Genomic DNA, 19,455 nt, shown 5'->3' with positions numbered 1-19,455 from the left:
GTGACAATGATTGATGCCGCAATGCTCGATGGCGAGTGTTTCCAGACGACCGACGGCGAGATCGCCGTTGCGAACTTGAATAGCGCGCGGTTGCGGTCCTGGAGTCGTTTTTATCAGGATCCGCAACGCCAAAACGCCGCCGAAATAGTGCTCGAACACGAGCAGCTGACAGCACAATTTGCCAGCGACCTATCGGCCCTCGATCGTTTGGAAGCATTTGGCGAACAACTCGGCCAACTGCACGCGTCCTCGCCGCGTATGATGGTGATCGAGGCACAAATCGCCTCTGCGCTACATCGTTTTTCGGACGCAAGACACCACCTCGCACAAGCAAGTCTTGGCGGAGCGCCGCATGGGGACGTAAAGCGTATCTTGTTGAGCGTGGATCAGGCCTGCGGAACGAACCTTGAGGAAGTGTTGGACGAGCGGCGCAGCGTGGTTGCGGAATCCGGTCGATTTGAAGACCGCATTGCACTAGGTGCGCTGTTGGCCGATTTGGGCGACTTTAGCGACGCCGACGAAATCTATCGACTGGCCTTGCGAGAATACCAGGATGTTTCGCCGTTCCCGGTCGCCTGGGTTAGTTTTCAGCTGGGCATGCTTTGGGGCGAACTCGTTCCGGAACCGCAGCCGTCACGCGCCGAGCACTGGTATCGCAAAGCGGTTGTCAGTTTGCCTTGTTATGTGCGAGCGCGGGTACATCTTGCTGAAATCTGTTCGGCCACGGGGCGGGCAGGCGAGGCGGAGGCGATGCTCGGGCTGGCGCTCGCCGGCGGCGACCCGGAAGCGTCGTGGAGACTGGCCGATGTGCTGAACGCTGAGGGCCGATTTGACGAGGCGGCGTCGCATCTGGAGACCGCTCGATCCGGGTTCGAAAGACTGCTGGAAAAGCATCTGTTGGCGTTCGCCGATCACGGCGCCGAATTTTACATAGGCAGCGGTTGTGATCCCCTGCGCGCACTCGAACTGGCGCAAATCAATCTCGCGAACCGCCCCACGCTTCGTGCATTTGAGCAGACTTACGCTATTGCTCGTGAAGCAGGCGAGAGCGAAGCCGCGGCGCAACTTCATGCAAGAGCGACAAAGCGCTGGGGAAGCTCACGCGCTTTCCAATATTCACAGTTTGCCAAGACGTCACTGCAGACCGGAAAAGGGGCAGCCGCATGATTGTCGATCGTCGGGTCTTCGTTGCCGGTGCGGCGGTTGCTGCCTTCTCGCCCGCGTTTCAATTGTTGGCGTCCGATGCTGCCGTCCCGGAGTTGAAGACGGCTCTACCACCCGTGTTCATGATCAGTGGCTGGAGCACGGAAGCGGATGGCAGCGTTGGCGACGTAATATGGTTGAGGGTCGGCCACGGCTTGCGGACAGTCTGGCGGTAGCCAGTCAACGCGGCCAAGCTTGGTGTCGAGCGAATTTGGGCCCTTAGTCGAGATACCAAACCGCAGATAGGCAAAAAGGTGTGCTGATGAAATTCGCAACCTTGGTCGTTGCCATGATCGCGTCGAACTCCGCCGTGTTCGCGCAGACAACCGTGCCGATGGCGAACCCACCCGGTGTCACGCAGGGACCATGGACAAGCGCAAAGCCGGGAAAATCGAGCTCTCAGTGCGGTCCGGGCGAATATGTGATGGGCATCGAGGTTGAGGCGACCCCGTCTGGAGCAAGTCCCTGGACTGGATGCGTTTCCAGGCTCAGAGTTATATGCCGACGTTACGGGATCTAGCGCCCGGTTGAAAATCGAACGATACCGATCGTACCATTGGGTGCTCGTGCCCTTTGGGCGCTCACCATTCCGGCGGCCGGACTGTGGGCCCGATGTCCTCTGGGCCCGGGAGGCCGGGATCAGGCGGTTGTGGTGCGTTCGGCGGCGGAAGCAAGCTGCCCCAGTCGGTTCGCGCTCGCATCTGGTCGACCGTTGCCGGGCTCACGAAATTGTTGCCTTCTCGTATCTGCCATCCACCGCCAAGCGCCCGAAAAACAGCGGTTAGGCCAAGCGAAACGTTGGCCGAGGCCCCGGCCAGGCCGTTCTGGGCCTGAAAGAGATTTTGTTCTGCGGTCAGCACCGTGGTGAATGACGTCCCCCCTTGCTCGTATTGCTCCAGCCCGATCCTGAGGGCGCCATTCGCCGCCTCGACGCTGCGACGGAGATAGGCGGCCTGGCTTCGTGATTTCACATATGTCACAAGCCCGTTGTCAACTTCCTGTTGTGCGCTCAACACGGTGTTCTGATAGTCGATCAGCAACTGCTGCAGCTTGGCATCCTGCAAACGAATGTTGTTGGTAATTTGCCCGTAGTTCAGGAGATTCCACTGGAACGACGGGCCCGCGGCATAGGCCACACCCTTCCAACCGACCACTTGACCAAGGTTGTGGCCGTTGGCGGTGCTGGCCGAGCCGCCGAAAGTGCCCGTAATGCTGATGGCGGGATAGAGTTGCGTCGTGGCGATTCCGATCTGTGCGCTCTGCGCCAGAGCGGCGAGCTCGGCGGCGCGGACGTCCGGCCTCCGGCGCAACAAGTCCGCGGGTATGCCAACCACGACGGAAGCGGGCGGCGACGGAATCCTGCCGACTGTTCGTGACAGCAACATGCCGAGCGACTGCGGCGGAACGCCGAGCAGGATGCAAAGAGCGTTTTCGCCCTGCTGCTTTTGGATCGTCAATTGGGGAATCGCCGCCCGCGTCTGTTCCAGAACATTTGTCGCCTGAAAGACGTCAAGTTCGGACGTCCCGCCGCCGGAGAATTTTGCCTTCGCGATGCGAAGTGCCTGTTCCTGCCGTTGAACATTGGCACGCGCGATACCGATCAACTGCTCCGTCGTGCGAATGCCGATGTAAGTCGCGGTCACATCGGCCAGCAGCGAGACCAAAACGCTGTCGTAGCTCGCGATCGACGCCAGATACACACTATCGGCCGATTCGACGCCGCGGCGAAATTTACCCCAGAAGTCCAGCTCCCACGCTGCCTGTGCAGCCAATGTATCGGTCCAAAAATACGAAGGTGTCGCATTTGGCCCTGCCAGCGGCGTCGCTGCGCTGCTTCGGTTGTAGGCTACCGATCCCACTCCCTGCTGCACCTGGGGATAGCTTATGCCAATGGCTATCCCCAATACCGCACGTGCCTGAAGCACCCGCGTGCCTGCGCTCTGCAGCGTCAGGTTCTGACCGTAGGCGATCTGGATCAGCTTGTTGAGGGTTGGATCGCGAAAGCCTTCCCACCAGTGTACGTACTCGAGGGGGCCCGCCTTGACGGAGCGATTATCTACGTCACGAAAATTGTCGGCGAGCGGAGCGAAAGGCGCTGTAAAGTTGGGCCCAATCGTACATGACACGGTAGGCAGGAGAAGCGCAGCCGCACGCATCCACCGAAATGAGGGCCAGAGAACGGCGCCGATAATGCATCGTCGCCCAAACGGTGTCTGATACGACGCCTCCAAGGCTTTCTCCCCACGCAATGCTTAGCTCGTATACACCCATTTATTGTTGGGTTGCAGGTTACGATGGCGGCTTTTCCACCGAAGGCATGACGTACAGCAGCCATTTCTTCATCCGGATGGTGACCTTTGAAATGACGTGGGTAGCCTTGCCCTTCCGCGTGTAAATGGCAGCCGATCCACCCGAACCCAGCGCAAGCTTATGGGCTACAGCCTCGTCGCTGAAATTGATCCGCACGGCGTAAAGGCCGTCGGATCCAATTCGTGCGGCGTTCGGGATGGTCCCGCTCGTTGTGAATTGACCGCCTCCAGTGGCCGGAATGACGTAGTCCACTTTCCCCAGGAAAAGGCGGCCCGGGTATGGATTAAGTACCATCTCGACGTCGTCGCCCGGTTCGACGTTCGAGAGCCAGTTCTGTGGGAACACGGCGGCGACGGCGGTATCGGACACATTGACGAACGTTCCAGCGGCGGCAAGAGGCATCGGCACCAGCATCGTTCCGATCTGAACCTGCCAGTTTGTGACGTAGCCGTCATCGGGCGCCGTCATCTTGCATTGCGTCAGGTTAAAGCGCGCTTCATCCAATTGTGCTTCGACGGCCGGAACGTTGCTTTTGGCCGTGCGCACGGCGGCTTCGGCCTGTTGCGCAGAAGCCTGCGCTTGCGCAAGGGCGGCTTCGCCTTGCTGAACGGCGGCGTCCGCCTCTTCGCGTTCCTGCGTCGCTTTGGCCACGTTGAGCACGCTGATAGCGGCTTTGTCCTGGCGTTGGATGTTGAGGGCGACTTGCTCTTGCGTCTTCGCTAACTCGTCGGCCGCCTTGACCTTGACGAGATTGGCCTGTGCGCTTGGGACAGTGGCAGTTGCGGTTACCAGCGCGGCTTCGGCTTGTTTTACGTTGGCCCTCGACGTCGCCAACTGCGCCTCGACCTGGTTGACCGTATATTGGTACGGCGCGGGATCAATCTCCAGCAGCAAATCACCCTTCTTCAAGCGCTGGTTTGGCTGGGCATGAATCGCTTTGACCTGTCCCTTCACGTAAGGGACGAGCTGTACCACGTATTGGCTGGTCACCATCTTGTCAGTGATCGGAGCGGCCTGTGTCCAGACCACCACGACGCCGCCAATCATGAACACGCCGACAACGATCATGCTGGCAATGATATTGGCCGTCGGCCGGATATGCATCATCTTGAACAGAACAAGGATGACGGCGGTATAGACTATGATCAATATTGCAATCATGGGCGGGGGTTCGCGTCAGAGGCGTGGCTTTCTGGCGTCGTCATAAACGCCCAAATAAACGCGATAGGCCAAAGCAGGCCGCCCGTCGCGATTCCGATCCAGCCCGCAGCGTTGATCGCGGCAGCCTGCGGATGCCGCCATTTCCTCGCGAGTTGACCAGGTAATTTCCCCAAACTGACGATGATCGCCACTGTGACAAAGATCAGAATGGCGAAGACCAAAAATGCAAAGGCGTCCAAGATCCCAAACGACGAATCCATTGCCACTCCCCGAGGTTACTTCCCGCGAACCCTAGCAGCTTTTACTCAAGGCCGCTCTCAAACAACCAAAGCCGCGGATCATGCCACTCTCGACGATTTGTCCCAGCGCACGAACTGGAGGAGGCTTCTTAGTTTGGCTCAATGTGTCGCCTCCAACGTCCGTACGCGGTCGAAATCGACGCAACCGCACGGCGGCAGGCGCCGTCACCTGGTTGGTCTTGCGGCCATCATGTTGCAAAGGACGGCACCAGCCTATGCAAAAACGGCAAGGACATCGAATACGAGGAGCCTCAAAATTTGCGTCGAGCGAGCATAGGCATGTTCGCACTCTCCGGAGCGACAAAATGACCTGCGTTTTTGCGTTTCGGCTTCCGAAATTGCATAGCGAGAAGGAAGCCTGGTCGTGCATCCTACCTGTTTAATGATCGCGTTTCGCAAATGCATTTGCGCTTCCAGCAGGAGGAAGTGGATGGCGGAAAACGGGACAGCCACATTTTCCGACCCGGATTTCTATCAGGCCGGCATTGGCGGTCTGAGCAGCGAAGGTGCGAGTGTGCGCTTCGTCGTCACCCACGGCGGCGAATTCAAGGCTCGCCTGACCTGGTTGAACTTGCACGATCTGCGTGTGCTTCGCGGATCCGCGAATTTGCCGAGTATCGCCTTTGTGTCGCTGCCGCCGGAGCGGGTAGTTGTTGTATTTCCAACCAGCACGGCGCCCTTGATATGGAGCGGGCTTAAGTTGCAGTTTGGCGACATCGTTTTCCATAGTCGCGGCGAGCGAACGCACCAATGGACGCCCGGCGAAGGTAAGTGGGGCCTTATCTCATTGCCGTCCGAGCAGCTATCGTTTTGCGGATCGAAGTTGACCGGTTCGAAAATGTCAGCCCCGACATTCAGTCGTGTGCTGAGGCCGTCGAGCGTCGTCGCATCTCGCCTGCTGCGACTTCACTCGAATGCCTGCCGTCTTGCAGAAACGCGTCTTGAATTGATTACGAATCCGGAAGTCGTGCGATCTTTGGAGCAGGAATTGCTGCATGCCCTGATTAATTGCCTTACGGTCGACGGTGCAGAGGATCATTCAGAAACCCGTCGGCATCATGCGGAAATCATGGTGCGGTTCGAGGATGCTTTGGCCATTCATACCGACCGGCAGCTCAACATATCAGCACTTTGCGCTGCACTCGGTGTGCCCGAGAGAACTCTGCGGATGTGCTGCAATGAATTTCTGGGCACAAGCCCTAGCCGCTATTGGGTACTGCGACGGTTGAATATGGCTCGCTCTGCATTGCTGCGCGCCGATCCGGAGACGACAAGTGTCGCAGAGATCGCCAGAAACCATCAATTCGTTGAACTCGGCCGCTTCTCGGTAAACTATCGCAATGTCTTCGGAGAAATGCCTTCTGCTACCCTACGCCGCTTGCCCCTCGTCGCGAATTGATCTGCGAGGCTTGCGTGACCGGTTGCCTTGATGAACGCCTTGAATTGCCGGTTCGCGACGGGCGTGCGGTTGATTAGGAACGAACTGACGGTAACGCGATGGACGGGGCTTCTTCGGGATAATGCTCGTCCGATCCCATGCGAAGGTGCCGCCCGGAATCTGGGCCATATCCGGATAGTTGCGCGTCTTGGCGTCAACGGTATCATTATCAAATCCTACCGTGCTCAAAACTGTGTTTCTTGAGGTTTGGACGGTCTGTGTGTTGCTATTGAGCGGCCATGGCCTCGATCTTCTTGATGGCTTCCGCGCAGCCGCCCGAAACCGTAGATTTGTTGTCGAGCAAGCACGTGGCGATGCGCCCCTGGCCCGGTACGATCTTCCCGCACACACTAGCTATCTCCGCTTTGCATGCGGTAACACCGTCCTTGAGGGCGTCAGCCGTGGTTTGCACGTTCGCCGCAGCATCTCCCAGTTCGAAGGCGCATTTGATACTTATTTTGTCTTCATGGGCCTGCATGCAGTAGACCATTCGTCCTTCGCCGGGCGTCACCGTGGTGCAGTACTTCTTGATGTCTTTGGCGCAGACGCTCTCGAGTTTCGAGACCTTCACGGCCAGCTTTTCAAGAATCGTTTTTCCGATGCTGGACTGCGCCGAAACGGAGCTGATTGACAGTATGGCCAACAAGGGCACCCCGACCTTGGTCAGCAAGCGCAATGTGAACTTCATCGAACATCCTCTGATGATTGGCTCGGAACCGAGCAGCTGGGTTAACACCGGTTGATCGGTGTTGTTCGCAGTTGTCCTTACTGGGCCAGAGCAAGCGTGAGACTGGAAACTCCAACAGACAGATTAATCCCGACGGAGCCTTCAACCGAGAGCGGTTGCAACGCGATCGAACGGTTGGATCCTCCTAACAGAAAATTGGCGCCCACGCCGACGCCGACCCCTATAGCGCCGCTCGCGCCGACATAGGTACCAGCCAATTTTCCTCGCATGGGACCTGCCGTCGGAGCCAAAACGCCCCATGCCAGAACACCGCCTGCGGTGACGCCGATATCAAGACCGATCGTGCCCATTACGCCGACATAGGCCTCTGGTGGATATGATCCGTTCGGAGCGAAGCGGCAGGCCATCCGCTGTCGCGATCCGAAAATCAAGCCGATCGAAGGCGCCATCTGGCAAGTGAGCGTGCCGGCACTGGTCGTCGGTGGACCCTGGGCGCGCGCTGGAGAAGCGGCGGCAGCGAGCGTAAAAAGGACCAGCGCAATAATGCATTTCAACATGACTGAACTTTCCGTTTCTGAAAATTAATCACTGGTACTGCGATCCATGATCGTCAGAATTTGTAGCCTGCTCTCGTGATAACCTGGTTCGGGCTCAGTTCATGTTTGAAGCCGATGCGGCGAGACCGGGATTCTTGGACTCGCGGTATTCGATCCCTGTGATCCAGTTGTTCAGAACGATTGTGACCAGGCGGTCCATGGATATCTCACGTGATGCGATACATTTTGTACGCGCTATTCGAAAGCGCATATCTGCTTGCAGTTTTTCTCCATGTCGATCCGAATCGGCTTCTCCGGATGGCTGCCTGAAGTGCCACGACTACGGCGTCGGTACGCAGCGGTTGTAGGGTGGATAATAATAGTAGCCGTATCCACAAGCGATCGGGGCGGCAGCGCCATAGTAGCCGGGGTAACCTGAGCCGTAGTAAGCACCCGCGGCGGCGGCGCCGACCGCAGCAGCACCGACCGCAGCAGCACCGACGCCCACCGCCACACCCGGGCGGTAGAAGCCACCGCGGTAGACACCACCGTGGTAGACACCACCACGTACGCCAACTGCCCGAACGCCGCCTGCCCGAAAGCCACCAGCGTGAACTCCACCTGCGCGGAAGCCACCGGCGCGGAAGCCACCGGCGCGAAAACCACCAGCACCGCGTGCGGACGCCTCGTCTGAAACAGTCAACATGAATCCCATGCCGAAAATGGCGGAGGCAGCGAGTGCCAGAACGGTTCGATGTGACATTCTCTTCCCTTCCTCACGGCTGGTGTGATCCAATCGCGATTAATCAGACCTGCGCCTCCGCCACGCACCTTTACGCGGAGTTTCGACGGAGGACTATGCAAAAACGGCGCGCTAGCAGGCATCAATGAGGGCTCTTCCTTGACTTGTTGAAATGTGCCCGCGTACGCTGCGGGTCAATCGCGTCGTTTTGACAGGTGCAGCTCACGTCTGGTCTAACCCCACAACCAGACATAATGGGGCCCGTCGGCATCCCTCAAAAGGGCCAGCAGGGGAATTGCTGGCGCCACGCCGGAAGGTGACGCTATGCCTCGAATTCAAGCAGTTTGAATAAGACTATTTGCAATGTTGTAGGCCAGTGCATTCCTCGGCTTTGGTGGTGCACAGTTGGCGCTTTGATTGAAGGTTTGATGGGGTGTTCGAAAGCACTTGGGCAATCCGACGCGATTGACCCAGAGCTGAGTTCGGGACCTTCCGGTGTATTCCTAAGACATGCCACTGCATCGGGCGCACTGGTGGGGCAAGTCAAACTCAGACGAAAGGCCGCGACCGCGCCGCAGGCGTTTTTCAGAACTGGCCCGGTTGAGCAGATGGGCTGGGCCAATCCGACCGCAGGTTGTTCGGGTTGCTTCGATCGAATAAGTCCTGCCTAATAAGGCCGCTCGGGCGAGTATCGATTGAGGGTGGGATTTTGCGAGGCTCATGGCTTGGTGCCACTACGATCGCTGGTCGTACGACGCAATAGGCAGGATAACCGGCGTGTTGGCAATAAACCACGGCACTGCCCGTTCTAGTGCTTCCAGCCAAGAACACAATTATTAGCGACGCCGACAACGCGATTGACAGTTTCATTTTTGCCTCCGTCGCCAAACCACGAACAGCATGATGGCAAGTGAAGTATGGCGCTATGCAAAAATGGCAAGATTATTGAGCGACGGATTTTCCCTTCGGGTCATTCGCATCTGATCTAGATTTCCGGGCCCTGTTCACCCAGACCGGCTCTGGTGTTGACGAAGAAGGTACCCCGCAATCGTTGGAAACAGCAGTAAGGACAGAACGGCGGCGCCCACGAGCACTGAAGCCATCAGAGGGCTCATGGTCTTCGCTCGGACGCCAATCTCTGTGATGACCACCACCAACGAAAGCGAGGCGACTGAACTGTAGAGCGCAAAGGAAGTGCGCTCTGCGGTCGTTAGATCGCTGCGATACAGAAACACGGGGGCGCCGCGCACGAGCAAAAAGAGCGCAAGGCAAATCGGGACCAACAACATCGTGAAGGTGCCGCCTGTTATCGATGCGAGATCGAATTTAATGCCGGTACCGACAAAAAAGAACGGAATGAACCATCCAAAGAAGATGGCATCAATCTTCATCCGCGGCGCTTTGCCTTCCGCTCCTTGGGTCGCCAATCCTACCACCATTCCCGCGGCAAACGTGCCCAGAATGCTTTCGAACCCAAATCTCTCCGAAAGTACGAAAAAAGCGGCGAACAAGAGCAAGGTCACACGTACCGGGAGCTGCGAACTCGCATGCATCGAGCGGCCCAGAAGCGCCAATACGCGCGGTGGCCGTAGTCCGAAGCTGACTGCGGCCGTTAGAACCACGACCGCGAGGAAAACCATCAGGAAGCCAAACTCCTGCAAGGTGGTGTACTGCTGGCTAAGGAGCAACGACATCGCCACAATCGGCCCCAGCTCGCCCATCGTACCTGCAGCGATAAAAAGTCGTCCGAAGCGCGTGTCGAGTTGATCGGCGTCGCGCAAGATCGGCAGCAACGTGCCCAAGGCGGTTGTCGCCAGCGCTAACGCCACAATCATCGGGTCATGGAGCGAACTTGCATGAAGCCCGGCTGCGGCAGAAAGCCCAAGCGCGACCGACATTCCCCACCCGACAACCGCCAGCCACAAGGGTCGACCACGAATTCTTTCGAACTCGAGTTCCATGCCTGCCATGAACAGGGTTCCGGCCATTCCGAACGCGAACATCGAAGCCACGATGCCGTCGAAGTGCACCAGCCCCAGCATCTGAGGACCAATGATGATGCCCAACACGACTTCGAGGACCACCGCAGGAATGCGAAATCCCACCGGAAGTTCGGCAAGCAATGGTCCGGCAACGGCCACCGACAAGACCAGCAGAACGGGAAAGTGACTTTCGGCAAACATCTTCAAAAACCATCATTCCGTCAGATCGTCGACGCGGTCAGCGGTCTTGGAGGAATGAAAACGTCGGGCTCGCGTTGCCGCTTGAACTTGAAAAAGACACGTCGGTCATCCTGGTCCTAAACCAGTACAGGCGTATCGGGTGCAGTCCCGGTAAACACCCCGGCATTCGAACGATGGCAACTGATTCAGGCGACGACAGTCGCGATAACGTGCACGACAGGTGTTTATGCATTGCTGCTTGCCGATCTGAGCCCCCGCGATAGTGGCGGGGGCGTCGCGCGCATCGAGTGTTCCTGAACCCAATGGGAAGAACGCTGCGGCGAGTACACAGACGGTGAGGAATGATGGCTTGCTACATTGCATGTTTTAGCCCTTTGAGATGAATATCACGATGAACCTTGGAGTGCTAGTGCCAGGCACTAAGCATGGCATTCGCAATTCCGCCGTCCGCAGTGACTTATGTTTCAAACATTGCCTTCAGGCTAACCAGTACAAACTGTATCCCCATTGATGCTACGATGAGACCCATTTGTAAGCGGATGTCGCGCTGATTTATCGAATTTGGTTCGCTCAAGATCCCAAGTTCAATAACGGGGAGCGAATACGTCGGCTCCCGCCTCATCCTCTTCCATGCTGTTGATCATGTTCTGCTCGGGGTTCGTAAAACCGCCGGACGAGCCGGGTAATAGCGTGTCTGCCGGCAAAGCCGCAAAACTGGTGCGATATTTATCCATCGCTGCCCTTTCTCCGACATAAGCGCAGGTACATCCCGAAAGGTCCGCATAGACGTAGTACGTGCGACCTTGCTTATTCCGCGAAACGAATTGGTGTGCAGGAAACGTCGTCAATCGTGACACCATATCGGGTGTCGTGGCGGCAACGGGACTGAATCCCGACAATATCAATAGCTGCCCTGTCGTTTGTTGAGCGTAAGCCGAAGCAACGGATACAAGCAGCGCGACGAGAGCGACATAGACAAGTCTCGAGACGGGCCGTGCCGAAATAAGCATTCTTGTTTCCTCCAGTTCAAGTTTCGCTCCCCAGATATTCGTCATGTCCGGTCTACTCTTTAGTGTCGGAAAGGAGGGGTAGCCTGTCGCTGTTGCAATAGACTTCGCCTCTCCGACACATGCGGTAAGCAAGCAGCCTGTTCAAGCAGTGCTTTCGCGAGTTCGTGGCACCGCACCGCGGTCAGGCTTGCCTCTCGCATTTAGGGCCCTTCTGCAATCGATTTGATAGATCTAACCAAATGCTGACTCGATGCGTTCTCGATGACGTGTTGTTCCGCTGACCTTGCCACGATGATGTCGCCTCGACTATGCAATTGCGGTGGCTGCCTGCAATTCTCATACACTGCCGATTTTGCATACTGGTCCTGAGGACGGGCGACAGTCGCGGCGTACGAGCCGCTGTTTACCGGCACCGGTGGTTAGGGCGGCTTTGCGCGATCCAAAAACCATCGGTCGACTGACGGCCGTATCAATGTCGCCAAAGGCGCTTCCTCAAACATTGAGCGCGATTTGACCGAGAAGGGTCCTTCGAGGGTGCCTATCCAGGAGGCTCGAGGCGAGTCTCGGAAGGATGCTCCGATCAAAGCTGCCGAGACCGCACAAACCATTGGTATGAGCAACTTTGCGGATCAATGCCGGTCAACGAAATCGGCCAGAGATGACGGGCGGTCCACAAGCCTGGACCGCTCAACCGCGGGCATTCGCAACGATTCCGACGGCAATTCTCCGAACAAGACACGGTATGCTACCGAAAAGCGACCCAGTTCCCAGAAGCCGTAATCCGTTGCAATCTGGGTAACGGTGGCCTTCAACGGATCAGCCCGCAAGAGTGCGCGACGTACAAGGTGCATTCTGCGAAGGGTCAGGTAGCGGATCGGACCCATTCCCAGGTGCTCCTCGCAGGCAGCCCGAAGAGTGCGCTCCGCAACTCCCAGTGCTGCGCAAATTTCTGCCAGATAGACCGGTTGATCTGAGTTGGCTTCGAGGAATTCCTCAAATCGCGCTATGATACGGTCGTGACGCCAACTACCGGCGCTCATCGAAAGAGAGACGCTGTCGGCCAGGCATCGGATCATAAGATGAATCAATTGTTGTTCCAGAGACCGAACTACCTCTGGCATAACAAAAATGCCGGGAGACGTTTTCGCTATCATCTCGACGGTCGCATGCACATGTAATAAGCGCGAGGTGAGGTCGGGATCAGGTCTCACAACCAATGCCAATGACTCATCCTGAATGTCGCAACCTGTGATGACCTTGCAGGCGGCGTGGAAGTCGTCGTGCGCCAGGGACATCGACCCCCAATTTCGGTTTGCGGCATTACGTCGGTGCTGCGAGTCGGTCCTGTGAACGATAATGCTTCCAGGCAGGACAGACTGGCCGCAGTATATCATATCCTGCTCCTTGGTCAGAAACGTGATAGCTTTGCGGATGGGCGTGACCTTTCCAGCCACCACCTGCGGCAGGTTTTCATGGCCGCGTTGCATCCAAATTTTATCCAAGTTGATTTGCGTCAACTCGGCGTGGAATTTACCTTTGTCCGTCGGGACGATTTCAATATCTGAAATCCAAAGAGCGGCCTGATAAGGCAGCGGATCGGAAAAGGTCAGGAAATTGCTCGAAGGCATTTTTATCCTCCATGAGCCGAGGGAATGGCCGGGTTTCCACTCTGCAATTGATCAATTATGCTGAAGGTGTCTTGGCACCACAATGCCCATTTTCGGAAAGCGCAAGCGGCCGCCTTGGTGATCTGCGTAATTTTCGAATGCTTTGTCAGGCAGTTAGGTGGAGGTAAGTCGTTGAATTCGCGCCGCCAATTCTTGTGTGCCGCGTCGGGAGCTGCACTAGTTGCGATATCGGACCGATCAGGGGCAGCACAGGTCTTCCCGACGCGCCCGGTAACATTGATCGTCCCGTTCTCGGCCGGCGGCACGACTGATGTCGTGCTCCGCGCCCTTGCTTCCGCGAGCGAAAAGCATCTGGGACAGCCGATCGTGATCGAGAACCGCGTCGGCGCAGGCGGCACATTGGGGCCGGCGATGATGGCTGCGACTGCCAAGCCGGACGGCTACACCGTTTCGCAAATTCCGTTCGTCATGTTCCGCGATTCCGCAATTCGTCGGACAAGCTACGATCCGGCTACCGACTTCAGCTATATCATCGGCGTAAGTGCTTACACCTTTGGCGTCGCGGTGAGGAGCGATGCGCCCTGGCGAACATTTCTAGAATTCCTAGCAGACGCAAAAGCAAAATCGGGCCAGATCAATTATGGGATAACCTCTCCTAACAGCCTGCCCAACACGGTTATGCGTCAAATCGCGAAACAGCAAAATATTGAATGGATCAGCGTGCCTTTCAAGGGCATAGCCGACGCGATCAATGCACTGCTCGGCGGGCATATCCACGCGATAGCGGACTCGACCGGATGGGCCCCGCAAGTGAATGCCGGCCAATTCAAACAACTGGTATTCTTCGGCGAGGCTCGCACGAAGAATTGGCCCGAAGTGCCGATATTGAAGGACTTAGGAATCAATCTGGTCGCGAGCGGGCCGTTTGGAATAGCGGGCCCCAAGGGAATGGATGAAAGTATCGTCAGCAACCTGCACGATGCATTTCGCGCAGGAATGTCAGAGCCATCGTTTCTGGACGTCCTTGCCCGCCTCGATCAGAACCTTTGGTACTTGAGCAGCGAAGCCTATCGAAACTACGCCTTGAAGACGGTAGAAAGCGAGAAGCGTGTGGTCCGCGAACTTGGACTAGATGTGGAATAGCGTCGGGTGGAGGCAATTATCGTTGTGGGTCAGAAGCCCCCATCAGGGGGCTGGGCTTCATGTCCCCTTGTGCGGCGGATTGAACCGATTGACGCGACGCTCTGATCTTTTAGCAAAGATAGAGTGTGGATATGAAACGACGGCGTCGCATTTGTTATTCGGCAACTCAAGAGTCTAATGAAGCACTCTCCGGAAATCTTATGTTGCAGCCGACAGCATGTTCTGTGGCTCCTCGACGAGGGCGCGGGCGCAGCGTGCCGACGCGGGCATACTTCTAGAAGGCCGGCGGTCGCGCCGGCGTTCTAGAAGTCTCTAGGGACGAGATCAGTATCTCGAGGCCGACGGACCTCCGAAGCGGTAGTTGATGCGAGCTGTGATCAGATTGACATCCGATCTCGTATTAGCGGTGATCGAGGTCACGGCAGGTGCCAGCGCGGGCGTCAGGAACGTGGTGCTATTGCTGACCCTGAAGAGATAGTCGTATTCAAGGGCGACCGACCAATTCGGTGTGAAGCCGTACTCAATGCCGGTTCCGACCGTGCCGCCCCAACGTGTCCGCTCTGCCTGATTGATGCCAACGCCAGTCGCCGTATTGAAGAGATCCCACCGTTGGTTAGCGACTGCAGCGCCACCCTTCACGTACCAAAGAACGTTGTTCCAGGCATAACCGACCTGACCTGTGAAAAGACCCAAAGCATTGGTCTTCGAGGTCCAGGTATTTCCTGGAAAGAACAGGCTGTCATTCGAGTTTCGGAGATTGGCCCAGTCGCCCTGTGCTTCCAGCCCGAACACAAAGTTGGCGGACTGCCATCGATAACCGATCTGGCCACCGACAACGCCACCGCCCGCATTGCGGCAACCTTCGGCGTCAAGGACGCCAACGCCATTGATCGCGGTAACGTCGTTGCACCGATTGCTCCATCCATACCCGGCATTCGCGCCGATGTAGAAGCCGGTCCAGTCGTAGACGGGAGCCACCATGGGTGGCGCCTTGGTGTAAGGACGAGCAGCCAGATCAGCGGCCGACGCGGGAGCTGCCATCATCAATGCTCCTAGCCCGACCGCAGCCAATAAAGTCTTCTTCATTGCATTTCTCCATCCCCGTCGCTCTGATCTTCCAGAACAGAAGAGCTTCTCGCGATCGCGCTACGATGTTGCCTGCGAATGACTTCCAACTTGCAACCCAAGCCTACACCTCGACGCCCACAGCTTGTGTATCTCGCAAACAACAATCGGCTTTTCAAATGCGGCTTGAATTGGGCGCGTCGTAGCGAACGTTAAAGTCTGCCGGATGAAGACGATCTTGGTCTGACCAGAATGTCGCGGGTGAAACGGGAGCCGCTTCGGTCAGTACTACCGACATGCGCGCGGCCGGCAAACGTCCACTTCGCGCCGCCGCCATTCGGATTGATGCAGTGCACCGTCAGTCAGGCAGATCGTCCAACGTTCAGCGGAGATGGAAGCGGCTGCGAGGGACAAGAGACCATGGCGGCGTTGTACTTTGGCTGCCGCAATGTCGCGGACGGCAGCTCTCCAAACAGCGTGCGATACGCAACCGAGAAACGCCCAAGTTCCCAAAAGCCATGGTCGGTCACGATCTTCGTGACGGTAGCCTTGGACGGGTCCGAATGCCGAAGCGCCCGCCGCACCATGTGCATTCGACGCAAATTCAGATAGTGGATGGGTCCCATGCCGAGATGCTTTTCGCAGGAGGCGCGAAGTGTTCGCTCCGCGACGCCGAGGGCGGCGCAAATATCGGTTATATAGAGCGGCTGGTCGGGATTTGCCTTTAGGAATTCCACGAAACGGCTGAGCATACTCTCCTGACGGCAATGAGTTGTGGTCAACTCCAGGCCATGGCCTTCGGCGAGGCAGCTCACCAGGAGACGAGTTAACTCAGTCTCCAGCGCCCGCGTCACCTCCGGGAGCTCCAGAATGTCCGGGGTATGGCGAGCGAGCTGCCCGATGATCTTGTGCAGGTCTAACAGTCGAGACATCAACGCAGAAGGCGGGCGGACAATGGACTTGTGAGATGTCTCCGGCAGGCAACGACCGAGCATTGAGTCCGCAGCAGCGGCGAGATCGTCTGTCGGAAGGGACACCGTGCCATAATGAAAGTTCGCGTCCGATCGTTGGTGTACGACATCGGACCTGTTGATGACGATGTCGCCGTGCCGAACTTCCAGGCCACAGTCCAGCAAAGATGATGAATTACATTCGGTAAGAAAGCCAACCGATTTGCGGCCGGGCTTAGCTGCGACAGTATTAATCTGGGGCAGCGATATGTGAATTCGATGCGTCCAAATGCGGGTCATGCCGACTTGCGTGATCCCGGCATGGAAATTCCCCTTTCCTGTCGGAAATAGCTGGACATCGGCAGAAGGGAAAACCGCCTGACAGGCCGCCGGATCGTCGAGACTGAAAACTTTACTCAAGGCCACTTTTTTCTCTCCGAAACAGGAGTGCCAGTCGGACAGCTGCTTTCAAAACTACGAGCGTGAGGAAAGCTTTAGCAAAAATGGACGGTGATCAGGGCATCGGAGTTTGGCACCGGTACAACCTATAATCAACATGATATATTCATTTCAATCATGCGCGGATTGAGATAAGGCGTCATGGCGCTTCGGATTAAACGACTGGCTTCAGCTTGGAATGTCGGGAGCGCCACCGCGAGGGCCGCTTTGGGTCATTGGACTAAACCGCTCGCGCGGTAGGGCACGACGGCCGGCAGCACGGCTGAGAGGATAGCGCAACGAGGCGTCCTGTCTTGAGATGAGGGGTTCGCAACCTTCACCCAAGACAGGAGCATCCCCATGACCGACGAGGCCACGAGCCCGTTGCGGCGGCGCATGATCGAAGACATGACGATCCGCAAGTTCGCGCCGAAGACCCAACATGACTACGTGCAGAGGGTCAAGAACTTCGCGGTGTTCCTCGGGCGATCGCCGGATACGGCGAGCTTCGAGGATGTACGGCGCTACCAACTCCATTTGGCATCGAGCGGTGTCGGCGTGCCGACCATCAACCAGACCGTCTCGACGCTGCGGTTCTTCTTCAAGGTCACGCTCAAGCGCCACGAGATCGTCGAGCACACCCATGTCGTTCAAGAGCCGCGCAAGCTGCCGGTGGTGCTGAGCCCAGAGGAAGTGGCGCGCCTGCGTTCAACGAGCCGACGCCCCCACATTCGGGTCCGCGTCGTGATCCAGGCAACCGCCAGTCCCAGCACCGTCGCCGCCGTTGCAGCGATGACCGTGATCAACAGGCTGTTGACGACTGTCGCCCGCACATCTTCTGACTGCCACAAATAGGAAACGTTGGCCGATGTGAACCGGCCTGACCACGTAAACGTCGAAAAAGCTGCCGCGGTGATGATGACGATTGGTCCAACGACGGTGAGCGTGAGATAGAACCAAATGATCGTAGCGACGACATAGCGACCGCCAGTGAGCTCAATGATTCTGGCCGGAACCCCTTGCCAGTTACCGTGACGAAAGAACGTCCACGCAGTGCAATGCTTTGCAATATGTTTGCGAGCGTCGACATGAACATCAGGTAGATTGCTTTGGTCATGCCGAGGAGCACTGGCGTGCCAAACAACCCAATGCTGATTACAAAGGCGAGGACGGCTCCAGAAAGAATCGTAAGCGTCGTTCTCAGGCCACGACCCTAAGCGCCGGGGCAATGGGATAGGCCCATGGCAGCAGATCGTCGACTTGGCTGTTCGGGTGAGCGTTGACGATCTTTGTGATGACGTCGGCAAGGTACGCGTGAGGTTCGATACCCGTGAGTTTGCAGGTTTCGATCAGCGAGGCGATGACGGCCCAATGCTCGCCGCCGCCGTCGGAGCCCGCGAAGAGTGCGTTTTTGCGATTTAGGGCGATCGGCCGGATCGCGCGTTCGACGACGTTGGAGTCGATCTCGATGCGGCCGTCAACTCGCTCAAGTACAAGACCGAGCTCGCGCTCGTGAAGGCACAGAATATCGACATCACTCAGTTTGAGAGCCAGCTCGAGACGTTCAAGACTGCATTCTCGAAGAACTACGATCTTGCTTCCAGGCACTTCCAGACGGCGATCGCTGAGATCGATAAGTCCATCGATCATCTGCAGAAGACGAAGGATGCGTTGATCGGCGCGGACCGCAACCTGCGCCTCGCGAACGACAAGGCCCAGGATGTGACGATCAAGAAGCTGACCCGGGGCAATCCGACCATGGCCGCGAAGTTTGCGGAGCTGAAAAGCTCACCTGCTGAAGCCGCGGAGTGAGGCAACCAGGGCCAGGCAGATTCGATTGTTTACGGGGCTAAAGAGAAGCATAGTACTTTCGGGAAGTAGGAATATATTCCATAATCTTCATTATGCGAATATCAATAATCATTGTATTACAATGCGCTATCCTAATAAGTTCCATAACGGAAATGATCTAGAAGCTGCTATTCCAGCGAGGTGCGGATCCGTCCATACGGCTGTGTCGGCCACCAATGCGATGCATTCCCGGGTGAAGTCATCAGTCTGCAATGGGTCAAAGTGAGACCTCCGCACTCGATCTTGGGGTGGCCGCTTCTACCCTGAAACCGGACATCCCGGCCCTGAGAAAAGGGGCTTGACCTTGCAACTCGGATTACAGAAGGGATCAATGACCGTCTGGATCTACGACCAAGGCAAAGAGCTGAAGGTGTTCGCGACTGAGGAAGCCGCCAAGGTTGGCTCGATGAAAACGATCCCGAGGGCGTAGCCTTTGAATACGAGATGCTAAGCCTGCAAACCTGAATTGCTCCACCAAGCAGTATGAAAGAGGCCGCCCGCTGAGGCGGCCTTACCTTTGCGGCTCTAGTCGGACGATACGCCGGGCTTCGTCCCAGACCTCGATGACCTTCCCGTCCAAGAGTTGCCTAGCCTGCCTTATCGCGTCTTCGTCGCCGGCGCATTCGACAATTTGCGGAGGCTGAGAGACGTGTTCAGACTCGTCAAGAACGTAAAATCGATAGGCACTCACGGACGTACACCCACTGCGTGCGCACAGCCGGATGTCCGACGATGAACCGCGTACCATGGCTTCGATGGCGTAAAGCTGTGCGATGTGTCGAACGGCGGCCTCGGCGATCGGCGATTTGC

At 57.1% G+C, this 19,455-nt stretch carries 17 protein-coding genes and 2 pseudogenes; 5 read left to right on the top strand and 14 right to left on the bottom strand.

What is annotated here, in order from left to right; translation table 11 throughout:
• The first annotated feature begins 6 nt into the window (after positions 1-6).
• Positions 7-1,167: a tetratricopeptide repeat protein gene (locus tag ABIB99_RS42620; protein ID WP_354116509.1), complete on the top strand. Its 1,161-nt coding sequence runs from the start codon at positions 7-9 to the stop codon at positions 1,165-1,167.
• Between the two features lie 617 nt (positions 1,168-1,784).
• Here the strand turns inward: ABIB99_RS42620 and ABIB99_RS42615 are convergent.
• The 3 genes from ABIB99_RS42615 to ABIB99_RS42605 are packed head-to-tail and all read right to left on the bottom strand — an operon-like array spanning position 1,785 to position 4,934.
• Positions 1,785-3,434 (bottom strand): efflux transporter outer membrane subunit, encoded by a 1,650-nt coding sequence (locus ABIB99_RS42615; RefSeq protein ID WP_354116510.1) that lies wholly within the window; start codon positions 3,432-3,434, stop codon positions 1,785-1,787.
• Positions 3,435-3,492: 58 nt separating this feature from the next.
• Positions 3,493-4,674: an HlyD family secretion protein gene (locus ABIB99_RS42610; protein WP_354116511.1), complete on the bottom strand. Its 1,182-nt coding sequence runs from the start codon at positions 4,672-4,674 to the stop codon at positions 3,493-3,495.
• Complete coding sequence (locus ABIB99_RS42605; protein WP_354116512.1) at positions 4,671-4,934, bottom strand: DUF3302 domain-containing protein; 264 nt, start codon at positions 4,932-4,934, stop codon at positions 4,671-4,673. The genes ABIB99_RS42610 and ABIB99_RS42605 overlap by 4 nt, the downstream gene beginning before the upstream one ends.
• A 469-nt stretch (positions 4,935-5,403) precedes the next feature.
• Here ABIB99_RS42605 and ABIB99_RS42600 point away from each other — a divergent pair, with 469 nt between their 5' ends.
• The gene (locus ABIB99_RS42600; protein ID WP_354116513.1) at positions 5,404-6,372 is read left to right on the top strand and encodes an AraC family transcriptional regulator; all 969 of its coding nucleotides are present in this window, start codon (positions 5,404-5,406) and stop codon (positions 6,370-6,372) included.
• Here ABIB99_RS42600 and ABIB99_RS44580 read toward each other — a convergent pair.
• The 7 genes from ABIB99_RS44580 to ABIB99_RS42565 all read right to left on the bottom strand — a co-directional run bounded on the left by ABIB99_RS44580 (position 6,306) and on the right by ABIB99_RS42565 (position 13,198).
• Complete coding sequence (locus tag ABIB99_RS44580; RefSeq protein WP_502916678.1) at positions 6,306-6,578, bottom strand: SUMF1/EgtB/PvdO family nonheme iron enzyme; 273 nt, start codon at positions 6,576-6,578, stop codon at positions 6,306-6,308. The two genes, ABIB99_RS42600 and ABIB99_RS44580, sit on opposite strands and share 67 nt — an antisense overlap.
• A gap of 59 nt (positions 6,579-6,637) precedes the next feature.
• Positions 6,638-7,099, bottom strand: coding sequence for a cysteine rich repeat-containing protein (locus tag ABIB99_RS42590; RefSeq protein ID WP_354116514.1), 462 nt, complete (start codon positions 7,097-7,099; stop codon positions 6,638-6,640).
• A 77-nt stretch (positions 7,100-7,176) separates the two neighbouring features.
• A complete protein-coding gene (locus tag ABIB99_RS42585) occupies positions 7,177-7,656 on the bottom strand; it encodes a DUF992 domain-containing protein (protein ID WP_354116515.1) in 480 nt (159 codons plus the stop codon).
• A gap of 319 nt (positions 7,657-7,975) precedes the next feature.
• Positions 7,976-8,341 (bottom strand): hypothetical protein, encoded by a 366-nt coding sequence (locus ABIB99_RS42580; RefSeq protein ID WP_354181853.1) that lies wholly within the window; start codon positions 8,339-8,341, stop codon positions 7,976-7,978.
• A gap of 1,040 nt (positions 8,342-9,381) precedes the next feature.
• On the bottom strand, positions 9,382-10,560 hold the full coding sequence (locus ABIB99_RS42575; RefSeq protein ID WP_354116811.1) for a cation:proton antiporter: 1,179 nt from the start codon (positions 10,558-10,560) through the stop codon (positions 9,382-9,384).
• A 584-nt stretch (positions 10,561-11,144) separates the two neighbouring features.
• Positions 11,145-11,615, bottom strand: a complete 471-nt coding sequence (locus ABIB99_RS42570; RefSeq protein ID WP_354116810.1) for a hypothetical protein — start codon at positions 11,613-11,615, stop codon at positions 11,145-11,147.
• Between the two features lie 584 nt (positions 11,616-12,199).
• Complete coding sequence (locus tag ABIB99_RS42565; protein ID WP_354116809.1) at positions 12,200-13,198, bottom strand: AraC family transcriptional regulator; 999 nt, start codon at positions 13,196-13,198, stop codon at positions 12,200-12,202.
• 57 nt (positions 13,199-13,255) lie between these two features.
• Between ABIB99_RS42565 and ABIB99_RS42560 the strand changes: the two genes are divergently transcribed.
• Positions 13,256-14,341, top strand: a complete 1,086-nt coding sequence (locus ABIB99_RS42560) for a Bug family tripartite tricarboxylate transporter substrate binding protein (RefSeq protein WP_354121709.1) — start codon at positions 13,256-13,258, stop codon at positions 14,339-14,341.
• A gap of 324 nt (positions 14,342-14,665) precedes the next feature.
• Here the strand turns inward: ABIB99_RS42560 and ABIB99_RS42555 are convergent, their stop codons facing one another.
• Together ABIB99_RS42555 and ABIB99_RS42550 are read right to left on the bottom strand one after the other, a co-directional pair.
• Positions 14,666-15,427 carry an outer membrane protein gene (locus ABIB99_RS42555; RefSeq protein WP_354116807.1) on the bottom strand — a complete coding sequence of 254 codons (762 nt, stop codon included), beginning with the start codon at positions 15,425-15,427 and terminating at the stop codon, positions 14,666-14,668.
• A gap of 341 nt (positions 15,428-15,768) precedes the next feature.
• Positions 15,769-16,782 (bottom strand): AraC family transcriptional regulator, encoded by a 1,014-nt coding sequence (locus tag ABIB99_RS42550; RefSeq protein ID WP_354121708.1) that lies wholly within the window; start codon positions 16,780-16,782, stop codon positions 15,769-15,771.
• 372 nt (positions 16,783-17,154) lie between these two features.
• Here ABIB99_RS42550 and ABIB99_RS42545 point away from each other — a divergent pair, with 372 nt between their 5' ends.
• Positions 17,155-17,649 (top strand): site-specific integrase, encoded by a 495-nt coding sequence (locus tag ABIB99_RS42545; protein WP_354116780.1) that lies wholly within the window; start codon positions 17,155-17,157, stop codon positions 17,647-17,649.
• Positions 17,650-17,994: 345 nt separating this feature from the next.
• Here ABIB99_RS42545 and ABIB99_RS42540 read toward each other — a convergent pair.
• Positions 17,995-18,294, bottom strand: a pseudogene (locus tag ABIB99_RS42540) (transposase domain-containing protein); the annotation flags it as partial.
• On the opposite strand from ABIB99_RS42540, the pseudogene ABIB99_RS42535 reads away from it, so the two are divergent.
• Positions 18,262-18,606: pseudogene (locus ABIB99_RS42535) on the top strand (DUF2130 domain-containing protein); the annotation flags it as partial. The pseudogenes ABIB99_RS42540 and ABIB99_RS42535 overlap by 33 nt on opposite strands.
• A gap of 550 nt (positions 18,607-19,156) precedes the next feature.
• On the opposite strand, the gene ABIB99_RS42530 reads toward ABIB99_RS42535, so the two are convergent.
• On the bottom strand, positions 19,157-19,455 hold a 299-nt coding region (locus ABIB99_RS42530; protein ID WP_354181851.1), incomplete at its 5' end, for a hypothetical protein.

Origin of the sequence: Bradyrhizobium sp. LA6.1, from assembly GCF_040547805.1 — a bacterium.
GTDB classification, from domain to species: domain Bacteria; phylum Pseudomonadota; class Alphaproteobacteria; order Rhizobiales; family Xanthobacteraceae; genus Bradyrhizobium; species Bradyrhizobium barranii.
This window is presented reverse-complemented; position numbering and strand designations above follow the sequence as displayed.

Bases quoted from the DNA above. Each gene is read 5' to 3' on its own strand.
- ABIB99_RS42610 (WP_354116511.1), bottom strand. From the start codon at position 4,674: ATGATTGCAATATTGATCATAGTCTATACCGCCGTCATCCTTGTTCTG.
- ABIB99_RS42555 (WP_354116807.1), bottom strand. From the start codon at position 15,427: ATGAAGAAGACTTTATTGGCTGCGGTCGGGCTAGGAGCATTGATGATG.
- ABIB99_RS42600 (WP_354116513.1), top strand. From the start codon at position 5,404: ATGGCGGAAAACGGGACAGCCACATTTTCCGACCCGGATTTCTATCAG.
- ABIB99_RS44580 (WP_502916678.1), bottom strand. From the start codon at position 6,578: ATGATACCGTTGACGCCAAGACGCGCAACTATCCGGATATGGCCCAGA.
- ABIB99_RS42590 (WP_354116514.1), bottom strand. From the start codon at position 7,099: ATGAAGTTCACATTGCGCTTGCTGACCAAGGTCGGGGTGCCCTTGTTG.
- ABIB99_RS42560 (WP_354121709.1), top strand. From the start codon at position 13,256: ATGCTGAAGGTGTCTTGGCACCACAATGCCCATTTTCGGAAAGCGCAA.
- ABIB99_RS42565 (WP_354116809.1), bottom strand. From the start codon at position 13,198: ATGCCTTCGAGCAATTTCCTGACCTTTTCCGATCCGCTGCCTTATCAG.
- ABIB99_RS42585 (WP_354116515.1), bottom strand. From the start codon at position 7,656: ATGTTGAAATGCATTATTGCGCTGGTCCTTTTTACGCTCGCTGCCGCC.
- ABIB99_RS42575 (WP_354116811.1), bottom strand. From the start codon at position 10,560: ATGTTTGCCGAAAGTCACTTTCCCGTTCTGCTGGTCTTGTCGGTGGCC.
- ABIB99_RS42605 (WP_354116512.1), bottom strand. From the start codon at position 4,934: ATGGATTCGTCGTTTGGGATCTTGGACGCCTTTGCATTTTTGGTCTTC.
- ABIB99_RS42570 (WP_354116810.1), bottom strand. From the start codon at position 11,615: ATGACGAATATCTGGGGAGCGAAACTTGAACTGGAGGAAACAAGAATG.
- ABIB99_RS42545 (WP_354116780.1), top strand. From the start codon at position 17,155: ATGACCGACGAGGCCACGAGCCCGTTGCGGCGGCGCATGATCGAAGAC.
- ABIB99_RS42620 (WP_354116509.1), top strand. From the start codon at position 7: ATGATTGATGCCGCAATGCTCGATGGCGAGTGTTTCCAGACGACCGAC.
- ABIB99_RS42580 (WP_354181853.1), bottom strand. From the start codon at position 8,341: ATGTTGACTGTTTCAGACGAGGCGTCCGCACGCGGTGCTGGTGGTTTT.